A 20,531-nucleotide genomic window follows, 5' to 3' on the forward strand; every position below is an offset into this window, starting at 1 on the left:
AACAAAGAGATAGAGGCTTCTCCGTTTCCGTGAAACGGTGAAACGCTCTAGCAATTCCAGGAACAGTGCGTAGCGATTTTCCGTTCGGGATTGCATTGAAACATGGAGCGTTTCACCTTTTTCGTGAAATGCTCCATAGCTGCCTAATTCGACGGCCCTTTACTGATGGCTGACATGACCGCTGAACCAGCACCACGTATGGACCCGCAAGGCGCTCGCCAGAGCGCCGCGATGGCGGCTGTGCGCGTCGTCCGCCGGTTGCGCGATGCCGGCGACTGGCAGCGCGAGATGGAAACCATCCTCGAAACGCTCTGCAGCGCCATGAATTGCCAGCGCGGCATCCTGTTCAGGCTGCGCGAATTGCCCGGCCAGGGCTTCGCCCAATCGGTCGCCGCCTACTGGATCGATCCTCGCTTCGGCGGCGAACTGGCTTCGCCGACGGTGATCATGCAGTCGATCGTCGATACCGATCCGCTGCTGGAGCGGGTTGGAGAGGACGAGCGGCAAGGCAAGATCTTCGCCGGCCATACGCGCGATCTCGACGGGTTCCTCAGGGCCGATTTCGAAAAGCAGCACATCAAGTCGTTCCTGTCGGTATCGGTGTTCGCGCACGGTCATCTGTGGGGCACGTTCGCGGTCAATGACTGCCTAAACGAGCGCGAATGGACCGAAGAGGAAGAGGCGACGATGCACATCATCGCGCTCGCCATCGGCGACGCCATCGAGCACTCGCCGTCCGACGCCCATGCCAGCGAAGTCATCCGCCGCACCATGCTGCAGGCGTCGCTCGACGCCATCATCGTCATCGACGAGACCGGCTCGATCATCGAATTCAATCCGGCCGCCGAAAAGATGTTCGGCTATCAGCGCAGCGACATCCTCGGCAAGGACCTGCTCGATACCGTGGTGCCGGAATATTACCGCAAGGGCTATGTCTCGGGCGCCGAATACATGTCTGGCCGCGGCGCGCCGATGGTTGGCCAACGGCTTGAGACCGTGACACAGAATGCGGCCGGCGAGGTGTTTCCCATCGAATTGACGGCGACCGAGATGCGGGTGGCTGACCGTCAGCTCATCTTCGGTTCGATCCGCGATCTGCGCGATAAGCTGCGCGCCGAAGAAGAGATCAACCGCCAGCGCGAAAAACTGCACCAGAACGAGAAGATGGCGGCGATGGGTTCACTGCTGGCCGGTGTTTCGCACGAGCTCAACAACCCGCTCGCCGTGGTCGTTGCGCAGTCGACGCTGCTGCATGAATTCGCCACCGACCCGCAGACCAAGGTTCGCGCCGAGAAAGTGCGCGCCGCTGCCGAGCGCTGCGGCCGCATCGTCAAAAGCTTCCTGTCGATGGTGCGCCTGCATCCGGCGGCGCAGGCCGAGACCGATCTCAACCAGGTGATCCGCGCCGCACTCGAAGTAACCGCCTATGGCGCACGCTCGAGCGGCATCATCATCGACACCGATTTCGCGCCCGGCCCGCTGCTGGCGATGGCCGATGCCGACCACGTCACGCAGGTGGCCGCCAATTTCCTGATCAACAGCCAACACGCTCTGGCCGGTATCGGCGGCGACCGCCTGATCAAGGTGCGGACATTCCGCAGCGATCGCGGCAACCCCGGGTTTTCGGTCGAGGACAACGGACCGGGCATTCCCGAGGCGATCCGCAGCCGCATCTTCGAATCCTATTTCACCACCAAGCCGGTCGGCGTCGGCACCGGCATCGGCCTGTCGATCTCGAAATCGATCGTCGAGCGCCACAACGGCAATATCTGGTTCGAGGAGGTGCTGCCGCGTGGCGCGCGCTTCGTCGTCCAGCTGCCGGTAATCACCGGCGGCGCGGCAGCAGCCGGCGACAGCCCGGCTCGTTCCAGCGGCTTGCGCCATGCGCTGATCATCGACGACGAACCCGACGTCGCCGGCTCCCTCTCCGACATCCTGGAACTGATGGGTATCAAGTCGCGGGTCGTGCCGGCCTGGACGTCGGCGGCGGCGACCTTGACCGGCCACATGCCGCCAGACATCGTCTTTTCCGACTTGCGCATGCCCGGCACCAGCGGCATTGCCATCTACCGCGAATTGCTCGCCGACAACCTGGCGCTGGCCAAACGCTTCGTGCTGGTCACCGGCGACCTGATCGGCGCCAAGGCCGAGATCGAAGCCTTGCCGGCGCCGCAGCGCCCGCAAATCCTGGAAAAGCCGTTCTCGACGCTGGACGTCCGCGGCGTACTCTCGGCAATAGCCGACCAGGTCGCCGCCGCCGGCTAAGTTTTCGGAAGCACCCATGTAGGGTCTATCGAGATTCGGGTCAGGCCGAGTCGAGAATGGTGGTTCCCGAGAACCGGAGCGGAGCGTACTTGAAGTACGCGAGCACCGGAAGCGCAGGGAACCTCCATGCGCAGGCCGGCCTCACCCGAATATCGATAGGCCCTAAAAAAGAGGCTCCCGACCGAGGGAAGCGGCGGGAGCCAAGAACGAGCGCGGGAGGAAGCGCTCGGGAGGTTCAGAAAACGTTGGGTGTCGTGGTCAGCGGCGCTGCGTTGGCGATCATGCGGACGGAACGCGCCTTGTGCACGCCGGACTGGGCGGCGATGACGCGCAGGCACTCCGCGCTCTCGGCGCCCCAGGCCTGACCCTGGCAGGCAAAATCGATTTCCGGCTCCGGCAGCCGGGCGGTCTTGATGGTGGTCGGCGCGCCCTGGACAACATTGGCCGGCGGGTTGAGCGAAGCAAAAGCCGGACCGGAAGCCGGTGTCAGGAACATGACGGCCAGAGCGCAGGCGCCCAGCATGGAGAACATCGCAACCGGATGGTCGCTGGCGCGCTGACGCAGTGCCAGTTTGGCGCGTCGTTCGTTGCTAGTGATCTCGACTTTCGTATGCATTGCTGCTCCCCTTCGTTTTCTTATGAAACGAACCTAAGCGCGCCTGGTAACGGGCGAATGATGCGCTTGGCTTGCCCGCGTAACAGGTTTGAAACAAGAAATTCGGGCATATCCGGACAGATCCGGTCATGTGCCGACGGCAAGATGCGTTTGCGAAGCTGTTTCATCCGGGCAATCAAATGTTGACGACAGGCGGGCCGCGAACGCACCAAGCCCGCTTCCTGTCGGCCGCACTATGAACAAGCTCACACTGCGGATCGAATTTGCGGACGCCAGGTATTTTCGTCTCGGAGCGGGCCGTGTTTGCAAGCTCGGCACGGCCAAATCCGCATGCCGGACAGCTATTTCACGCCCCCGGTTAACGCCCGGATATTCCGGGATTTTCTGGCTTTCAGCTGGTCCTGTTGTGCCGACTTGAAAAGTTGTGATTTCTACAAGCCATTGCATTTCAATGTAAAATATGGTTTTATTGAATGAGTATTCAATAAAAGAAGAGCTTTTTTATGAACCCGCATCTCCGTGACGTGGCGATCCCCAATGATTGGGACCGGCGGGGTCTGCCGGGCTGGAGTTATCACTCCGACGCGCTTCTCGAACTTGAGAAGGAATACGTCTTCCGGAACCATTGGCAGATCGCCGGCCATGTCTGCGACGTGCCGAATGCCGGCGACTATCTGACTATGGACGTGGTCGGCGAGCGGGCGCTCATCGTGCGCGGCAAGGACGGCATCGTGCGCGCCTTCAACAACATGTGCCGGCATCGCGGCAGCCGCGTCGTCGCCGACAGCCAGGGCACCTGCAACAACGCGCTGGTCTGCCCGTTCCATGGCTGGGTCTACAATCTCGACGGCACGCTGCGCGGCGCCGCCCGGCCGCGCTCCTTCCCCGAGCTCGACAAGACCGAATTCGGCCTGATGCCGCTCAACCTCGAGATATGGATGGGCTTCATCTTTGTCCGCTTTCGCAAGGGCGGCCCGCAGCCTTCGGTGGCCGAACTGTTGAAGCCGATCGAGGCCGAGATGGCACACTACAATGTGACCGAGATGGTGCCGTCCTGGGGCATCTGGACACAGAAGACGCCGGTCAACTGGAAGTCGGTGCGCGACGTCGACAATGAAGGCTACCACGTTGCCATGGCGCATCCGGCGCTGCAGGATCTCTACGGCTCAACCTATTTCGACGAGCCGTTCATCGACGGCGTGTCGCGCTCGTTTGCCACCTACAATCCGCATGCCGGCCGGCGCTGGAGCGTGCGCGAATACATCAAGCTCACGCCCGATGCCTCACACCTGCCGGAGCATCTGCGCAGGGCCTGGATCTATTACGGCATCTTCCCCAACAACGCGCTGTCGATCATGCCGGAATCGGTGCAGTTCTATCAGGAGTTCCCGCTGTCGACCGGCGAGACGCTGCTGCGCGGCGCCATCTACCGCTACCCCGACGAGACCCGGGAACAGGCGGCCGCCCGCTATCTCGCCTACCGCATCGACCGGGACACCATGAACGAGGACGTGCAGCTTTCCGTCTGGTCAAACGAGTCCATGATCTCGGAGGCCTTCGAGGGTTTTTATCTCTCCGACCTCGAATACGGTGTGCGCACCCACCACGACCATCTGCGCAAGCAGATCCCGGTGCTGGGCCTGGAGACGGCGCCGGAGGAGAAGGACATGTGGAACCTCAATGAGGCTATGCGCTCGCAGGTGTAGGGGCGGAACTGCCAGTCACCCCTGCCACACGCCCTCTTTGCGCAGATCATCCATGGTCCGCGAAATGCCTTCGCGCAGGATCGCCACCATGTCGTCGATCTGCTCTCGCGTGATGATCAGCGGCGGCGACATCACGCACATGTTGATCAGCGGCCGGACCAGGAGGCCGAGTTCGTGGCAATGCGCGTCGATGCGCTTGCCGACATCCTTGTCGAGCTGCAGCGGATCCTTGCTTTCGCGGTCGGCTACGCACTCGACGCAGCCCATCAGGCCCATGCCGCGGACTTCGCCAACCAGCGGCAGTTCCTCCAGCGTCTTCAACTGCGCCTGGAAATAGGGCGCGACATCGCGCGTGTGGGCCAGCACGCTGTCTTCCAGGATATCGAGGTTCTTCAGCGCCACCGCGCAGCCGATGGGATGACTGGTATAGGTCAGGCCATGGCCGAACATCGCATCGGGATGGTTGGAACGGCGCATTTCCTGAAGCAGCCGCTCCGAGATGATGACGCCGCCAAGCGGGAAATAGCCTGATGTAACGCCCTTGGCGAAGGTGATCATGTCGGGGTCGATGCCGAAGCCATCGCCGGAGGCAAAGACATGGCCGAGCCGCCCGAAGCCGGTCACCACCTCATCGGAGATATAGAGGATATCGTTGTCCCTGCAGATTTCGCGAATGCGCTTGAGATAGCCATCCGGCGGCACGACGACGCCGCCGGATGCCTGCACCGGTTCGCCGACGAAAGCACCGATCTTCTCTGCGCCGACGCGGGCGACCGTATCGCGAAACTGATCGACCAGGAAATCGCAGAAGGCGGCGATGTCAATGCCTTTCGGCCGCCGGAACGGGTCTGGCGAGGACAGTTTGACGACCAGATCGTCGGCGCCGTCCATCCAGTCGCGGTCGCGCGGCCGGCCGTTGAGCGAGGCCGACAGATAGGTCGAGCCGTGATAGGCGCCGCCGCGGCTGAGGATCAGCTTCTTTTCCGGCCGCCCGCGCACATTGTTGTAGAACTGCATGAAGCGCAGTGCCGTCTCGACAGCCGACGATCCGCCGGTGGTGAAGAAGGTATGGCTGAGATCGCCCGGCGCATGATCGGCGAGGCGCTTGGCGAGCTCGGCCGACGGCGCATTCATCGTATACCAGGGCGTGTTGTAGGACAGCATCATCGCCTGGTCGTACATCACCCTGGCCAGCTCCTCGCGGCGGTGGCCGACATTGATGCACCACATGCCGGCCGGCCCGTCGATCAGTCGCTTGCCTGTTACATCGGTGATGTAGATGCCATCGCCCTCGCCAATCAGCGCACGCGCTTCATTGCCGACCGAGCCGGCATAAGGCCAGGGCTGGATGAGATGGCGCTTGGCCAGCTCGACCGCATCGCCACCGTCAGCCATTTCCATCGCTCTTAGGTCTCTTGCAGCCGCCATCATTGCCTCGCATCGTCTGAGCGTAATTTTCACCGGACAGAACATGAAGCGCCAAGGGCAGGAAAGCCGGCTTTCTTCACTCCATTTTGAATGTCCGTTCAATCAATATTACAGAAATAGCGCTTGATTTCAATGCACGGATGCGCTCATGATGAAAGAAAGCCGGCAAGCTTGGAGCGCGCAACCAGCAAAGCGCGCTCCGCAAAAATTGGGAACAGGCAGCCGGCCCGGTCGAAGGGAGCATCATGGCGGAACAGTTCGAGCCAGCAACCGAGATCACGCCCGGGTCGCTGCAATGACGGTAGCTGCCGAAGGGGTGCCCACGCGGCGCATGACGCGAGCAAGGCGAAACGCCCTTCTGCAGTCCGAGTCCGTCCAGGGCCTTGCCCTGATCAGCCCGACCTTGGTCTACGCTTTGATCCTGCTGCTGGTGCCGATCCTGGTGGTCTTCGCCCACTCCTTCTGGACGCAGAACTACCTCACCATCGACCATACATTCACGCTGGAGAATTATCGCATCGCGCTGACCGAGCCGATCTACCGCGATCTGCTCTGGCGCTCGCTCTACATTTCGCTGACGGTGAGCTTTTTCACCGTCATCCTCGCCTATCCGATCGCCTATTTCATCTCGTTCCATGGCGGTCGCCACAAGAGCCTGTGGCTGTTCCTGATTACCATCCCGTTCTGGACCAGCTATCTCCTGCGCGTGATGTCATGGAAAGTCATCCTCGGCTATAATGGCGTGCTGAATTCCGGCCTGATGGGCCTCGGCATCATCGACGAACCATCGACCGCGCTACTCTACAATTCCAGCGCCGTCATCATCACGCTCACACACGCCTGGGCGGCCTTCGCCATCCTGCCGATCTTCGTTTCGCTCGAGAAGGTCGACCGCACCTTGGTCGAGGCTGCCACCGATCTTGGCGACGGCCCGCTGCGCTCCTTCCTGCGCGTGACGCTGCCGCTGTCGGCGCCGGGCGTCATCTCGGCCGCTCTCATCGTCATGATCCCCACCGTCGGCGACTATGTCACCCCAAGGCTGGTCGGCGGCAAGGATGGCGTGATGATCGCCAATGCCATCGAGTCGCAGTTCCATAAGGCCTCCAACTGGCCACTCGGCGCGGCACTGTCCGTGACCACCATGCTGGTCGTGACGCTGATGGCGGGCGCCACCGTGCTCATCATCCGCGCGCTGCAGAGGCTGGCGCGATGACAGCGAGGCGGCGCCTTTTTCCCGGCGGCTGGCTGTCCGCCTACGCCTTCCTCTACGTCGTCTTTCTCTATCTGCCGGTGATCTTCCTGCCGATCTTCTCGATCAACACCGCGCCGACGCCAAAATTTCCTCTCACCGGCTATACGCTGAAATGGTACCAAGACCTGCCGAAGACGCCGGCGCTGCTTGACGCCGCCTGGAACAGCCTGATCGTCGGTATCTCGGCATCGGTGCTGGCGACGCTGCTCGGCATCCTCGCCGCCCGCTCGATCACCCGCTACCGCTATCCCGGCCGCCGCACAATCAATGGCCTGATCATGGCGCCGCTGGTGCTGCCGGAAATCATCCTCGCCATCTCCATGCTGCTGGTCATGCTGCAACTGGGCTTGAGCCTTTCGCTGTTCACCGTCGTACTCGGCCATGTCCTGATCTGCATTCCCTATTCGATGACGGTGCTGACCGCCGGTTTCGAGGGCTTCGACCGCAGCCTCGAAGAAGCCTCCGCCGATCTCGGCGAGAGTGCCTTCGGCACCTTCCGGCGGGTGACGCTGCCGATGGTGGCGCCGGCGATCATTTCCAGCCTCCTGGTCTGCTTCACCATCTCGCTCGACGAGTTCGTCATCGCTTTCTTCCTGACCGGCACCGAGACGACGCTGCCGATCTATATCTGGGGCCAGTTGCGCTTTGCCGCCAAGCTGCCGGGTGTGTTGGCGCTGGGCACGCTGCTGCTGGTTGCCTCTTTCGTTTTGATGACCGTTGCCGAGATCCTGCGCCGCCATGCGGCCAGACGCACCCAGAGCGAGGGAGGCCTCTATGCCTGAGCAGTCCCGGGCCGAACGGCCTCAGGATGAACCATCCAAGCAAGATAAGTCCGAGCGGGCCCAATCTGATCGACCCCAAACCGACCGAGCAATGATCGAAATCCGCAGCGTTACCCGCAGCTATGGGGCGTTCAAGGCGCTCGACGACGCCTCGCTGACCATCAAGGAGGGCGAATTCTTTTCGCTGCTCGGCCCTTCCGGCTGCGGCAAGACTACGCTGCTGCGCATGATTGCCGGTTTCGACAACCCGACCAGCGGCTCGATCTCGGTCGGCGGCCAGTCGATGGAAGGCATCCCCGCCAACCGCCGGCCGACCAACATGGTATTCCAGAGTTATGCCATCTTCCCGCATCTCAATGTCGAGCAGAATGTCGCCTATGGGCTGAAACGGCTCAGGCTGGGAGGAACGGAAGAAAAGCGCCGCGTCGAGGAAGGGCTGGCGCAGGTGTCGCTCACCGGCCTCGGCAAACGCCTCGCCACCGAGCTTTCCGGCGGCCAGCGCCAGCGCGTGGCGCTCGCCCGCGCCTTGGTGATGCGGCCCAAGGTGCTGCTGCTCGACGAGCCGCTGTCGGCTCTCGACAAGAAATTGCGCGAGCAGATGCAGGTCGAACTGCGCCGCCTGCAGCAGGCGGTCGGCATCACCTTCGTGCTGGTCACCCATGACCAGTATGAGGCGCTCGCTATGTCCGACCGCATCGCCGTAATGTTCCGCGGCAAGATCGCCCAGGTCGCCTCGCCCAAGGAAATCTACCAGCGGCCGGTCAACCGCCAGGTCGCCGATTTCCTCGGCGGCATGAATTTCGTAAAAGCGCAGATTATAGAGGAGAATGCCGCCTCGCTGGTCGTCGACACGCTGGGCTTCGGCCGCGTCAGGACCGACAAGCCGAAGGCCTTCATGCGCAATGGCGGCGGCGCCACTCTGGGCATCAGGCCGGAGCGATTGCGCGTGCTGTGGGACAATGCGACGGCGAAATTCGAAGTGGCCGGCAAGGTGGTCGAACGCCACTATTTTGGCGAGATCACCCATCTCATCGTCGAGATACCCGGATTGGAAAAGCCACTGTCGGTCACCGAGACCAACGACTTCGGCGCCGACGATATCCCCGTCGGCACTTCGATCCGCCTCGGCTACGATCCGGAGGCCTTGGTGGCGATGGCGGACTGAGCATGATCCCGAAAAGTGGAAACCGGTTTTCGGAATAAGATCATGCTCCACTAAGAATTTTAAGTTCCGTCGCGATCTGTTTGGCTGCGATCCGCCCCATCACGATGGCGCCTTCGACATAACCCGGGAATGACGGCGACAGTTCCGACGATGCGAAATGAACAGGATCTGCGCCGGCACGGATCGTGCGCTCGGCATCCCTTGCCGTCACATCGACAATAAGGTCGCTGTAGGCGCCGCCGCTCCAGCGGTCATCGATCCAGTCGCGCTGGCTGAAATCGATAATATCGGCCGCCTCCGGGCCAAGGGCATCAACGAGCCTTGCCGTGACCTCCGCACGCAGCGCCGCGTCCGCGAGCGGACGCCAACGCAACGCCAGTGGTCCGCCGACGAAGACGACCAGCGCGGCATGTTGCGCATCCTTGCTGGCGTCACAGGCGAACAGGCCCGGCAGGTCGCGCCACATCACCATGCCGCACAGGTCGCGCTCGCGCCAGAACGGCGTGGGATAGCGCACCAGGATCTTGATCACCGCACCGCTTTCCCAGACGCCGAGCGCCTTTGCGAGAGCCGGCGGCAGAGCGGGCGCGAAATCCAGCTTCGCGGCCGTCGCCGGCGGCAGCGCGACCAGCACTTTTCGCGCTTCGATGGAGTTGCTCGCCGAGACGGCACGAACCCGTTGCGGCCCGTGCTCGATGCGCGTAACCGGTTCGTTCAGCCAAACCCTGTCGCCGAGATCTCCCGCCATGTCGTCGGCCAGCGACTGCATGGTTTCGAGCAGCGAATACTGCAGCTCCGGCACCTCGTTGGTGATGCGGCGGTCATTGTCGATGAGGTACCACAGCGGCACCTTGTGCATCGCCAAGCACCACAGGCCTTCGATCATCGAGCGGAAAGCCGTCTTGGCGTCAGTGGGATCATGCTGGCGTTCGAGCCAGGCGGCAGCGCTCATGCCGGCGATCGAGGGATCGTCCGGCTCGATCGCATTCATCCGCTCGCGGATTGCCATCGCGCCATGATAGGTCCGTTCGGCCTCTTCGACCGACAGCGATGGATGGGTGATGAAATCGCCATTCACATAGGTTTCGACGAAGGCCTTGCCACGGGACGCGGCCAGCGCCGTCACCTCCGGCATGTCTTCGCAGAAAAACTGGCCGCCGCTGTCGATGCGCTCGCCAAGCCCGTTGCGAATAGCCTCGACCCTGCCGCCGACGCGGTCGCGTGCCTCGAGCAGCACGACATTGATGCCGGCCTTTCTCAGCTCAAGCGCAGCCGACAGGCCGGTGAAACCGGCGCCGACGATGACGACATCGGTTCTTTCAGTCCTGTCGCTCAATAGCCGGCCTTGATCTTCTCGAATTCCGTGACCATGCGCTGCTTGAGCTCAGGCGGCACCGGCTGCTGGAACAGCGTCTTGTCCAAGAACTTGTCGAGATTGTCGAAGCCACGGTCGCTCAGCACCTGATGGTCGATCGCGGCCATCCCGGCGCTGTTGCCGTGGCCGTAGCCGAAGGTCTTGACCAAGTAATCGGACACGGCATGCGCGTTGACCGCACTGAGGAAATCATAGGCCTGATCGAGCTTGCCCGGCGCGTCCTTCATCAGCACATAGCCGCACACCCAGGTGGATATGCCTTCCCTGGTGTCGCGGTTCATGGCGATCGGCATGCCTTGGCCCTTGAGCGTCACGAAGGTCTCATTCCAGCCCCAGACGAGGTCGACCTCATTGCCGGTAAAGGCCTGGTTGAGGTCGGTGTCGTCGGTCCAGTAAAAGCGGATGTTCTTGTGGACGTCACGCAGGAAGGCGGACGCCTCCTGGAACTGCGCGTCGGTCATCTTGGTCCAGTCCTTGAGGCCGATGACCAGGCTGGCCAGCGCATAGGCGTCATCGACATTGTCGCCGATGGTGACGCGGCCCTTGAATTTGGGATCGGCGAAAATCTTCAGCGACTGCGCTTCCTCCGCCGTGACCTTGTCGGTGCGGTAGAGCAGCGAAGTGTTGCCCCAGTCGAACGGCATGAACCAGGCCTTGCCGTCGGCGGTGACGGCGAGATCCTTCATCGCCATGATGCCGGGATTGAGATCCTTCCAGCCGGCGATCCGGGAGGTGTCGAGCGGTTGCAGAATGCCGGCCGCGCGCCACTTGGTCACGCTTTGCGAGCAGGGGTGGGCGATGTCGGCCTTGAAGCCGGCGCGCATCTTCTGGAACGCTTCCTCCTCGTCGCCGAAGAAAGCAAAGGTCGGCTCGGCGCCGTATTTGGCGGTGTAGTCGGGGTGCAGCAACGGATCTTCATAGCCTGACCAGTCGAACACGACGAGGTCGCCGCCGCCTTCGGCATAAGCAAGCACGGCGCCGGCGCCGACTGTAAGAGCAGCGGCAAGGGCGAGGCGGCGAAGCATGGAATTCAAGGCGCGAAACTCCTCATCGCGAAAAGCGGCCGGGCGACGTTACGGAATTTCAGCGGCCTTGGCGAGACCGTCTGCCCGGCGCACTGACAGGCAGACGGAGGAGGCCGGACAGAGCTTTAGTAGCCTGCCTTGATCTTCTCGAATTCGGCGATCATCTTGAGCTTGAGCGACGACGGCACGGGCGATTGGAACAGGGTCTTGTCGACGAATTTCTGCACGTCGTCATAGCCCTTTTCTTTCAGGATCGCCGGGTCGACGCCGGCCATGCCCTTGGCGTTGGCCTGGCCATAACCCCAGTCCTTGACCAGCACCTTGGCGGTCTCGGGATCGTTGATCGCGTTGAGGTAGTCATAGGCCTTGTCGACATTGCCGGGTGCGTCCTTGAACAGCACGTAGCCGCAGACCCAGGTCGAGATGCCTTCGTCCGTATCCTTCTTGGACTTGATCGGCACACCGGCAGCGACGGATTGTACCGTGGCATCGTTCCATGCCCAGGCGAGATCGACCTCGCCGCCGCTCAGCAACTGGACGACGTCCGTGGTATCGGTCCAGTAGGAGCGGACATTCTTGTGCACCTGGCGCAGGAAGTCGGACGCCTGCTTGAACTGGTCGTCCGTCATCTTGGTCCAGTCCTTGAGCCCCATGGCAAGGCTGGCCAGCGCATAGGCGTCGTCGACATTGTCGCCGATCGAGACCCGCCCCTTGAACTTGGGATCGGAGAAGGCCTTCAGCGACTGCACATCCTTCGCGTCGATCTTGTCGGAGTTGTAGGTGAGCTGGGTGTTGCCCCAGTCCCACGGCATGAACCAGGCCTTGCCGTCCGAAGTGGTGGCCAGATCCTTCATCGCCATGATGCCGGGATTGAGATCCTTCCAGCCGGTGATCTTCGAGGTGTCGAGCGGCTGCAGCAGCCCCGCCTCACGCCACTTTGTCACGCTCTGCGAGCAGGGATGGCCAAGATCGGCCTTGAAACCGGAGCGCACTTTCTCGAAGGCTTCGTCCTCGTCGCCGAAGAAGGCGAAGGTCGGCGAGTCGCCGTTCTTCTCGACATATCTGGGGTGGAAGCTCAGGTCCTCATAGCCCGACCAGTCGAACACGATCAGGTCCTTGTCGGCGGCGACCGCAATCGCCGCGGCCGAACCAGCCAGCGTCGCCGTCAGCGCCAATGTCAGTGTCAGGCGTCGGGTTATTCTTTTCATGCTGTTCCATCCTCTTTGTTTTTGATTGTTCGCTCCGGCTTGGATCCGCCGGTTGTTGTCAACGTCCGCTGTCCGGCGGGTAGTGCTTCGGAAAGGCGGCCGACAGGAATTCGTTTGCCGCCTGCAGCGCGCTCTCACGGGTGACGTCCTCGGTCCCCATCATCAGCCGCAGCCACAAGCCCTCCAGCATGGCGCTGAGCGCGAGCGCCATGACCTGCGGCTCATAGCCATAACCACCGCCCTGCTTGAGCGTGGCACAGAGGTCGATGAAGATCTTCTGGTAGGCCGCGTCGCGCGCGCCGCACAGCGCCTGGTAGGTCGGCCGCGACTTGGCCTCGCCCCAGAACGCGCACCACGCCGCGAGCTTGCGCTTGTTGCAGATCGAACGGTCGAAATCGGCGGCGACCAGCGCCCGCAGCTGCCGGGCTGGATCCTCGCCGGCCTTGGTCAGCGCGACGCGCCAATGCGCCGCATATTCGTCGGCCATATAGGCCAGCGTGGCGACGAGTAGCTTCTCCTTGCTCTCGAAATGGAAGTTGACGATGCCGCGCGACAGGCCGGCGCCGTCAGCGACATCGGCCATCGTCGTTTCCGAATAACCGCGCTTGGCCAGCGAATCGATGGTCGCTTCGATCAGCTGCTGTTGCCTGACCTCCTTCGACGCCTTGCGGCCGCGTTTTTCCGGCTCGGTTTTTCCAGACGTGTCGGAGGATCGCTCTTCGCGCGCTGCAGCTTTCATCGGTGCCGTCATGCTCCACATTGCCGGCTATCCCACCACAGCCGGCTTCCACCCGCGAAGATGAGTGGGACGGTGCTCGCCACTGTCAAGCACCTTCTGCATGGCTTCCCAGGTCTTGATGTTCTTGTCGACATAGGCCGCTCCGACCGCGACTGCCGCCGTCTCGTAGAGCGGGCCTTTCAGCCTTTCCAGCTCGCCGCGTGCGACCTCGCGGTACCAAGAATTGCGGTCCTTCACAGTGACATCGACAAAGCCGGCGCTGCGCATCGCTTGCGCATAGCGTGCCGGCGAGGCCATGGCGAAGGACAGGCCTTCGGCCGCGACATAGGCCTTCATCTCAGATGACGGCTCGCCGTCATGGCCGATCAGCCAGTCGGAGGCGGCAAGGACGCCGCCCGGCTTCAGCACGCGGAAGATTTCCGCAAACAGCGCGTCCTTGTCGGACACGTGCACCAGCGCATCCTTGGAGAAGACGACATCGAACGAAGCGTCGGCAAAAGGCAGCGGCCCCGGCGGCGCCTGGACGAAGCTGGCGCGGTCTGAAAGCCATCGTGCAGCGGCATGCTTTCTGGCCGCCTCGATCACCGGCCGCTCGATGTCGAAGCCGGTGGCATGAGCAGCACCGTGGCGCTCCACCAGATGCAGCGCGATGCCGCCGGAGCCGCAGCCGATGTCGAGGATCGTCTTGCCCCTGAGCGACAGCCCTTCGACCACCCGGTCGACCTCGTCTGGTCCGCCCGGCGACAGATAGCCCTCGCCCCACAGCGCCTCGAGGAAGCGGATCGCGGCGTCGTCATATTCCGGCTCGCCATCTGCCGTTTCGATCATCAGACCTTAAGTCCCGTCAGCCGAATTGCGCAGGTTCGAATGCCGGCAAAGCGTAGCGTATTAACAGGAAAACGCAATATCATTTGTTGAACATTCATTCAGAATGGCTGGACAGAATAGCCGCTGCCGTGCCAAATTCCGCGCATTCGGCGACAAATCACGCGAAAATGAAGGGTCGAGCACCATGAAGGCTGGGCGCGAATGAAAGCTTGGGATGCGATCGTCATCGGCGGCGGACACAACGGCCTGGTCAACGCCTGCTATTTGCAACGCGCCGGGCTCGACGTGCTGGTGGTGGAAAAGAACGACTGGGTCGGCGGCGCCGCCACCAGCCGCGAGCTGACGCCGGGCTTCCTCTACTCCAACTGCTCCTATGTCTGCTCGCTGTTTCGCCCCGAGATCATGCGCGACCTCGAACTGCCGCGTTTCGGCTTGCAGGTTATTTCCTATGAAGGCGGCGCCGTGTTCACCCGCGACGGCGACTACCTCGCCAACTACCGTGACCACGATGCGCACCGGCGCGAATTCGCCCGCTTCTCCAGGCGCGACGCGGAGGCCTATGACCGCTATTCGCGCGACGTGACGCGGCAGTGCCGTTTCATCCAGCCGCTGCTGATGCGCACCGCACCGGACCCGGCCAGTCTCAAGCCGCGCGACCTCGGAGAGCTTCTCTATCTCGGCAAGAAATTCGTCGGCCTGTCATCAGAAGAAATGGCGCTGACGCTGCGCTTCTGGACCATGTCGATCTCGGAATTCCTCGACGAATATTTTGAGACCGATGTCATCAAGGCGAACTTCGCTTTGTCCGGCATTATCGGTACCGCGCTCGGGCCGATGTCGCCCGGCACAGCCTACGTGCTGCTGCACCATTATATGGGTGAGGTCGACGGCTCGGTCGGCGCCTGGGGCTATGCGCGCGGCGGCATGGGCGCCGTCACCAAGGCGCTCGCCGCTTCATTCAAGGCGTCCGGCGGCGCTATCCGCACCGGCGCCGAGGTCGACCATGTGCTGGTGAGCCGAGGCAAGGCCAAGGGCGTGGTGCTGGCCGGCGGCGAGGAGGTCTACGGCAAGCTCGTCGTCTCCAACGCCGACGTCAAACGCACATTCCTGAAACTGGTCGAGGAGAAGGAACTGCCCGACATTTTCCTGCGGCGGGTCAGGAACTTCAAGATCCGCGGCTCCTCCGGCAAGGTCAACATCGCGCTGGATTCTCTGCCGGAATTCCCGGCACTGCCGAAGGATTCACCCGTTTATCGCGGCGACATGCATTTCACCGATTCCATGGAGCGCATGGAGCGCGCCTATGACGACTGGAAGGCCGGTCGCTGGTCGGCCGACCCATTCCTCGACATGGTCATCCCAACGACGCTCGACCCGACCATGGCGCCGCCGGGCAAGCATTTTATGAGTTGCTTCGTGCAGTACGCGCCGCCCAAGGTGAATGGCCAGGACTGGACCGATGCCGACCGCGACGGTTTCGCTGAAAGCGTGGTTGCGCAGATCGCGGAATACTCGCCAGGCTTCCGCGACCGCATCGTCCATATGGAGGTGCGCACGCCACGCGAGATCGAGGCCGAGGTTGGGCTGACCGAAGGCAATATTTTCCAGGGCGAGCTGACCTTCGACCAGCTGCTGTTCAACCGGCCGGTGCCGGGCTACGCACAATACCGCTCGCCGGTCGGCGGGCTCTATATGTGCGGCTCCTCGACCCATCCCGGCGGCGGCGTCATGGGCGCACCCGGCCGCAATGCGGCAGCCGAGATCCTGCGCGACCTCGCCAAATCGACCTCCCATATGAGCCCGGCCCATGACGTCATTTGATGCCATTATCATTGGCGGTGGCCACAACGGCCTTGTCGCTGCCGCCACTCTGGCGAAAGCCGGCCGCAAGGTGCTGGTGCTGGAAGCGGCCGGCGATGTCGGCGGCGCGGCGCGCACCGGAGAGTTTGCGCCGGGTTTTCGGGTCTCCTCGATCGCGCATGTGCTGAACCGCCTGCACCCCGACGTGGTGAAGAAATTGGAGCTGGAGAAACACGGGCTGCAGGTCACCCGTACAGACTTCATGCCGTCGGTCGCCTTGGCGAAGGACGGCCCGCCGCTTGTCCTGCATGGCGCCTATGGCGAGGTGCTGACCGGCTCCACTCCATCCGAGCAGGCGGCCTGGGAGGAATTGCGCGCGCAACTTCTGCGCTATGCCGGCATCCTGAAACCGTTCCTGTCGCGGCGCCCGCCCGATCTCGGTGGCATGTCGCTGCTTGAAACCGCAGCGCTCGGCCAGACGGCCGTGGCGCTGAAAAAGCTCGGCAAGGAAGACATGCGCGACTTCCTGCGCGTTCTCCTGATGAACGTCGCCGACCTGCTCGACGAACAGCTTGCCGATATCAGGCTGAAGGGCCTGCTTGCCTTCGACGCCACGCTTGGCAGCCATCTCGGTCCGCGCTCGCCGACCTCCCTGCTCGGCCTCTACTATCGGCTGGCCGGCGAGACCGGCGGCAAAACCGGCGCGCAGATGCTGCCGAAAGGTGGCATGGGTGCGGTCGTCGCCGCGATCCGCGCGGCGGCGGAGAAAGCCGGCGTCACCATCCGCACGGCAGCGCCCGTGGCCAGGATAGTCGTCGAGAAAGGCCGCGCCGTCGGCGTGACCCTCGACGGCGGCGAGGTGCTGCACGCCAGAACGATCGTCTCCGCCATCAACCCGGCGACCACCATGCTCGATCTCGTCGGCCCCCGCGAGATCGACACGGGTTTCGTGCGCAAGGTAAAAAACATCCGCATGAGGGGCGATGCGGCGAAGCTCCATCTGGCGCTCGAACGGCAACCGCAATTTTCCGGCGTCGACGCCGATAATCACAAGGGCCGTCTGGTCATCGCGCCCTCGCCCGACCATGTCGAGCGCGCCTTCAACCCGTCAAAATATGGCGAGTTCTCAGCCGAACCGGTGATGGAGATCACACTGCCCTCGCTCTCCGACCCGTCGCTCGCGCCAAGTGGCGCCTGCGTGCTATCGGCGATCGTGCAATACGCGCCTTATGCGCTGAAAGAGGGTTGGGATGCCGGCAAGCCGAAATTCCTCAAGGCTGTTTTGGCGCAGCTCGAAGCGTACGCCCCCGGTATTGGCAAGTCCGTGCTGCATGCCGAGCTTTTGACGCCAGCCGATATCGAAGCCAACTACCGCATGCCGGGCGGCCACTGGCACCACGGCGAATTGCAGGCCGACCAGATGCTGATGTCGCGGCCGGTCTCCGGCTGGTCGGGCTACGACACGCCGATCGAGGGGCTGTTCCTGGCCGGCGCCGGTTCGCATCCAGGCGGCGGCGTTTCGGGTGCTCCCGGTTTTAATGCGGCGCGGCGCATCATAGCGACGAAGGGATGACCGGATGTTTCAGCCAGTCAACGCCGCACTCTACGGCGAAGGAATGTCGTCATGACGAGTCCGATCAACAACGCCGCCCGCACCACAGCGCAGGGCCATTTCCGCACCTTGCGTCTCGGCACGCCGTTCCAGCCGCGCATCGATGCGGTGGCCAAAACTCAGGACTGGTACAATTGGGCCGGCTATCGCGCGCCGCATTCGCTGTGGGACGAGGAACTCGAATATTTCGCCATCCGCAGCCAGGCGGCTTTGTTCGACATCTCGCCGATGACCAAATACCGCATCGAGGGGCCGGATGCCGAAGCCTTCCTCGATCGCGTCACGCTGCGCGATGTCACCAAGCTGAAACCGGGCCGCGTCCACTACACCGCATGGTGCGACGACGAAGGTTTTGTCCTCGATGACGGCACGCTGTTCCGGCTGTCGCCGACCCGCTTCCGCCTGTGTTCGCAGGAGCGGCACCTGCCCTGGCTGCTCGACAGCGCCATCGGTTTCGAAGTGACCGTCGAAGAAGAGACTGAAAGCGTCGCTGGTCTCGCTCTGCAAGGCCCAACCTCCTTCGCCGTGCTGCGCGAGGCCGGCTTTGCCGGCGTTGAAAAACTCAAAGTGTTCGATCTCGCCGAGTTCCCGCACGATGGCGGCACTATCACCATCTCGCGCACCGGCTTCACCGGCGATCTCGGCTACGAACTGTTCGTGCCGGCCGAAAAAGCGCTCAGCCTCTGGGACCGCCTGATGACGGCAGGCGAACTGCGCGGCATCCGCGCCATCGGCTACGCCGCCCTCAACCGCGCCCGGCTGGAAGCCGGCCTCATCGTCGCCAATGCCGACTTCACCACCGCAGACCATGCCATTCGCGCCGACCGTCTGCGCATGCCGGACGAGATCGGTCGCGGCTTTATGGTCGATTTGGGAAAAGGCCATTTCAATGGCCGCCGCGCCATGCTCGAAGCGCGCGCCAAACGCAAGCTGCGCCACATGCTGGTCGGGCTGGAGATCGAAGGCAACATCCCGGCCGAGCACGCCATCGTCTACCACAAGAAGCATCAGGAGGTCGGGCTGGTCAGCGCCGCCATCTGGTCGCCGATGGCCAAGCGCAATATCGCCATCGCCTCGCTGACGCGTCCCTATGGTGATACGATGGTGGAAGACCTCTGGGTCGAGATCTACGCCATGCGCGAGTTGCAGTACCAGAAGCTGATGAAGCGGGCCAAGGTGGTGGCCCGTCCTTTCATCAAGCTCGACCGCCGCACCGCCAATCCGCCGGCGGATTTCTGATCATGGCCGACGAACCGGATGATGAGACGGAAGCCGCCGAACAGTGGCAGCTGGTCAACACGCCGCTCGGCGAAAAATGGTCGGGTCGTACCCGCTATGCCGCCGCCATGTACTTCTACAAGCGCGGCGAAATGAGCGCCGAGACGCTCGAAGTCTACCGCATCTGCGCGCGGCTGGACTGGGAGAACCCGCTGCCGATGATCAGGGATCGCGGCGGCCAGGATTGGCTGAAGCGCATGGGCGCTTAAGCCTCACCCTATGGTTCTTTCGAGAACGTTCAGCCAGTTGCGATAGGCGATCTTCTCGATCAGCGCGCGTCCGAAGCCGCGCGCGGCCAGCGCATCTATCAGCTTCGGCAGACCGGCAACGTCGCCGATGACCGCCGGGATCATGGCGCCGTCGAAATCGGAGCCGAGACCGACGCCGTCCTCGCCCAGCGCCTGCAGCAGCGAGTCGACATGGCGCACCATGATGTCGAGGCTGGTGTCCGAGTTCATCCGTCCGTCTTCACGCAGGAAGCCGGTTGCGAAGTTGAGCCCGACCATGCCGCCGGTCTCGCGGATGGCGCCGAGCTGCCAGTCCGTCAGGTTGCGCGAATGGGTGCACAGCCCATGCACGTTGGAATGAGTGGCGACCAGCGGCGCATCACTGAGTGCGGCGACATCGCGAAAGCCCTTTTCGTTGAGATGCGACAGGTCGATCATGATCTTGAGCTGATTGCAGGCCTTGACCAGCGCCTTGCCGGCATCGGTCAGCCCCGGTCCGGTATCGGGCGACGATGGAAAGCGGAACGGGACGCCATGGCCGAAGGCGTTGGGTCGGCTCCAGACAATGCCGAGCGAGCGCAGGCCGGCTTCGTAGAGCACGTCGAGCAAGGTAAGTTCGGGATCGATCGCCTCGACGCCTTCGATGTGAAACACCGCCGCGATCGAACCTTTCGCCATCGCTTCGCGAATGTCACCGGCACTGCGGCAGACGGTCAGCGCGCCCGCGCGCTCCAGCCGAAACAGGATCGAGGCCATGCCGATGGTGGAATTGAGCGCATCAGCGCGTGGCAGTTCCGGCGGCAATGGCTCATTGTCGCTCGGCGCCGGCGGCACCGCAGAGCGTTTGCTCTTCTCGACCGGCGGTGGAAAGATAGCGAACATGCCGCCGGCAAAGCCGCCCTTCTTGGCGCGCGGCAGATCTATATGACCGCCCTGCGTCCCCTCGATGAACAGCTTTTCGACGTCGGTGTCTTTCGACTGGTACAGTCGCAGCAGCGTGTCGTTGTGGCCGTCGAAGACGGGGACGAGATCGGATTCGGTCATCAGGAAGCCATTCGGTCAGTTGGCAGGAGCGGACGAACCGCAGCGAACTGTGTACTTAGGCAAGAAGGCCGAACTGCGCAAATGCCAGAGAGGTGTTCGCTCTTGTGGCTGAGCGACTCCGACCACCTACCGGGTCCCCGCTGCTTCGCAGCGTCCCGGCGTTCGCCGGCCTTTCATCGTG

The 20,531-nt window shown here is 62.8% G+C and carries 17 protein-coding genes; 9 read left to right on the forward strand and 8 right to left on the reverse strand.

Features of this window, described 5'->3' with window-relative positions:
• Window positions 1-174 precede the first annotated feature (174 nt).
• Window positions 175-2,265 carry a PAS domain S-box protein gene (locus tag NKJ64_RS06145; protein WP_352462163.1) on the forward strand — a complete coding sequence of 697 codons (2,091 nt, stop codon included), beginning with the start codon at window positions 175-177 and terminating at the stop codon, window positions 2,263-2,265.
• Window positions 2,266-2,500: 235 nt separating this feature from the next.
• Here NKJ64_RS06145 and NKJ64_RS06150 read toward each other — a convergent pair whose 3' ends face one another.
• Complete coding sequence (locus NKJ64_RS06150) at window positions 2,501-2,881, reverse strand: hypothetical protein (RefSeq protein ID WP_023670066.1); 381 nt, start codon at window positions 2,879-2,881, stop codon at window positions 2,501-2,503.
• Between the two features lie 503 nt (window positions 2,882-3,384).
• Between NKJ64_RS06150 and NKJ64_RS06155 the strand changes: the two genes are divergently transcribed.
• On the forward strand, window positions 3,385-4,587 hold the full coding sequence (locus tag NKJ64_RS06155; RefSeq protein WP_352462165.1) for an aromatic ring-hydroxylating oxygenase subunit alpha: 1,203 nt from the start codon (window positions 3,385-3,387) through the stop codon (window positions 4,585-4,587).
• Window positions 4,588-4,602: 15 nt separating this feature from the next.
• Here NKJ64_RS06155 and NKJ64_RS06160 read toward each other — a convergent pair whose 3' ends face one another.
• Window positions 4,603-6,015 carry an aminotransferase gene (locus NKJ64_RS06160; protein WP_023670068.1) on the reverse strand — a complete coding sequence of 471 codons (1,413 nt, stop codon included), beginning with the start codon at window positions 6,013-6,015 and terminating at the stop codon, window positions 4,603-4,605.
• A 295-nt stretch (window positions 6,016-6,310) separates the two neighbouring features.
• Between NKJ64_RS06160 and NKJ64_RS06165 the strand changes: the two genes are divergently transcribed.
• From NKJ64_RS06165 to NKJ64_RS06175, 3 genes are all read left to right on the forward strand, one after another.
• The gene (locus tag NKJ64_RS06165; protein WP_023701363.1) at window positions 6,311-7,228 is read left to right on the forward strand and encodes an ABC transporter permease; all 918 of its coding nucleotides are present in this window, start codon (window positions 6,311-6,313) and stop codon (window positions 7,226-7,228) included.
• A complete protein-coding gene (locus tag NKJ64_RS06170) occupies window positions 7,225-8,049 on the forward strand; it encodes an ABC transporter permease (protein WP_023670071.1) in 825 nt (274 codons plus the stop codon). The genes NKJ64_RS06165 and NKJ64_RS06170 overlap by 4 nt, the downstream gene beginning before the upstream one ends.
• 91 nt (window positions 8,050-8,140) lie before the next feature.
• Window positions 8,141-9,214 (forward strand): ABC transporter ATP-binding protein, encoded by a 1,074-nt coding sequence (locus tag NKJ64_RS06175; RefSeq protein WP_023683949.1) that lies wholly within the window; start codon window positions 8,141-8,143, stop codon window positions 9,212-9,214.
• Window positions 9,215-9,254: 40 nt separating this feature from the next.
• On the opposite strand, the gene NKJ64_RS06180 is transcribed toward NKJ64_RS06175, so the two are convergent.
• The 5 genes from NKJ64_RS06180 to NKJ64_RS06200 all read right to left on the reverse strand — a co-directional run bounded on the left by NKJ64_RS06180 (window position 9,255) and on the right by NKJ64_RS06200 (window position 14,389).
• The gene (locus NKJ64_RS06180) at window positions 9,255-10,550 is read right to left on the reverse strand and encodes a flavin monoamine oxidase family protein (protein ID WP_023683950.1); all 1,296 of its coding nucleotides are present in this window, start codon (window positions 10,548-10,550) and stop codon (window positions 9,255-9,257) included.
• Window positions 10,547-11,623 (reverse strand): extracellular solute-binding protein, encoded by a 1,077-nt coding sequence (locus NKJ64_RS06185; protein WP_023670074.1) that lies wholly within the window; start codon window positions 11,621-11,623, stop codon window positions 10,547-10,549. The genes NKJ64_RS06180 and NKJ64_RS06185 overlap by 4 nt, the downstream gene beginning before the upstream one ends.
• A 116-nt stretch (window positions 11,624-11,739) precedes the next feature.
• Window positions 11,740-12,822 (reverse strand): ABC transporter substrate-binding protein, encoded by a 1,083-nt coding sequence (locus tag NKJ64_RS06190; protein ID WP_023670075.1) that lies wholly within the window; start codon window positions 12,820-12,822, stop codon window positions 11,740-11,742.
• A 58-nt stretch (window positions 12,823-12,880) separates the two neighbouring features.
• The gene (gene betI, locus NKJ64_RS06195) at window positions 12,881-13,561 is read right to left on the reverse strand and encodes a transcriptional regulator BetI (protein WP_023690120.1); all 681 of its coding nucleotides are present in this window, start codon (window positions 13,559-13,561) and stop codon (window positions 12,881-12,883) included.
• 27 nt (window positions 13,562-13,588) lie between these two features.
• Window positions 13,589-14,389 (reverse strand): class I SAM-dependent methyltransferase, encoded by an 801-nt coding sequence (locus NKJ64_RS06200; protein ID WP_352462168.1) that lies wholly within the window; start codon window positions 14,387-14,389, stop codon window positions 13,589-13,591.
• Window positions 14,390-14,590: 201 nt separating this feature from the next.
• Here NKJ64_RS06200 and NKJ64_RS06205 point away from each other — a divergent pair, with 201 nt between their 5' ends.
• The 4 genes from NKJ64_RS06205 to NKJ64_RS06220 are packed head-to-tail and all read left to right on the forward strand — an operon-like array spanning window position 14,591 to window position 19,288.
• Window positions 14,591-16,210 (forward strand): phytoene desaturase family protein, encoded by a 1,620-nt coding sequence (locus tag NKJ64_RS06205; protein WP_023754157.1) that lies wholly within the window; start codon window positions 14,591-14,593, stop codon window positions 16,208-16,210.
• The gene (locus NKJ64_RS06210) at window positions 16,197-17,762 is read left to right on the forward strand and encodes a phytoene desaturase family protein (protein WP_023756493.1); all 1,566 of its coding nucleotides are present in this window, start codon (window positions 16,197-16,199) and stop codon (window positions 17,760-17,762) included. The genes NKJ64_RS06205 and NKJ64_RS06210 overlap by 14 nt, the downstream gene beginning before the upstream one ends.
• Before the next feature lie 51 nt (window positions 17,763-17,813).
• A complete protein-coding gene (locus tag NKJ64_RS06215) occupies window positions 17,814-19,040 on the forward strand; it encodes an aminomethyl transferase family protein (protein WP_352462169.1) in 1,227 nt (408 codons plus the stop codon).
• 2 nt (window positions 19,041-19,042) lie between these two features.
• Complete coding sequence (locus NKJ64_RS06220) at window positions 19,043-19,288, forward strand: hypothetical protein (RefSeq protein ID WP_023690115.1); 246 nt, start codon at window positions 19,043-19,045, stop codon at window positions 19,286-19,288.
• 3 nt (window positions 19,289-19,291) lie between these two features.
• Here NKJ64_RS06220 and NKJ64_RS06225 read toward each other — a convergent pair whose 3' ends face one another.
• On the reverse strand, window positions 19,292-20,350 hold the full coding sequence (locus NKJ64_RS06225) for a dipeptidase (RefSeq protein ID WP_023754155.1): 1,059 nt from the start codon (window positions 20,348-20,350) through the stop codon (window positions 19,292-19,294).
• Between the last annotated feature and the right edge of the window lie 181 nt (window positions 20,351-20,531).

Origin of the sequence: Mesorhizobium sp. M0062, from assembly GCF_040323125.1 — a bacterium.
GTDB lineage: Bacteria > Pseudomonadota > Alphaproteobacteria > Rhizobiales > Rhizobiaceae > Mesorhizobium.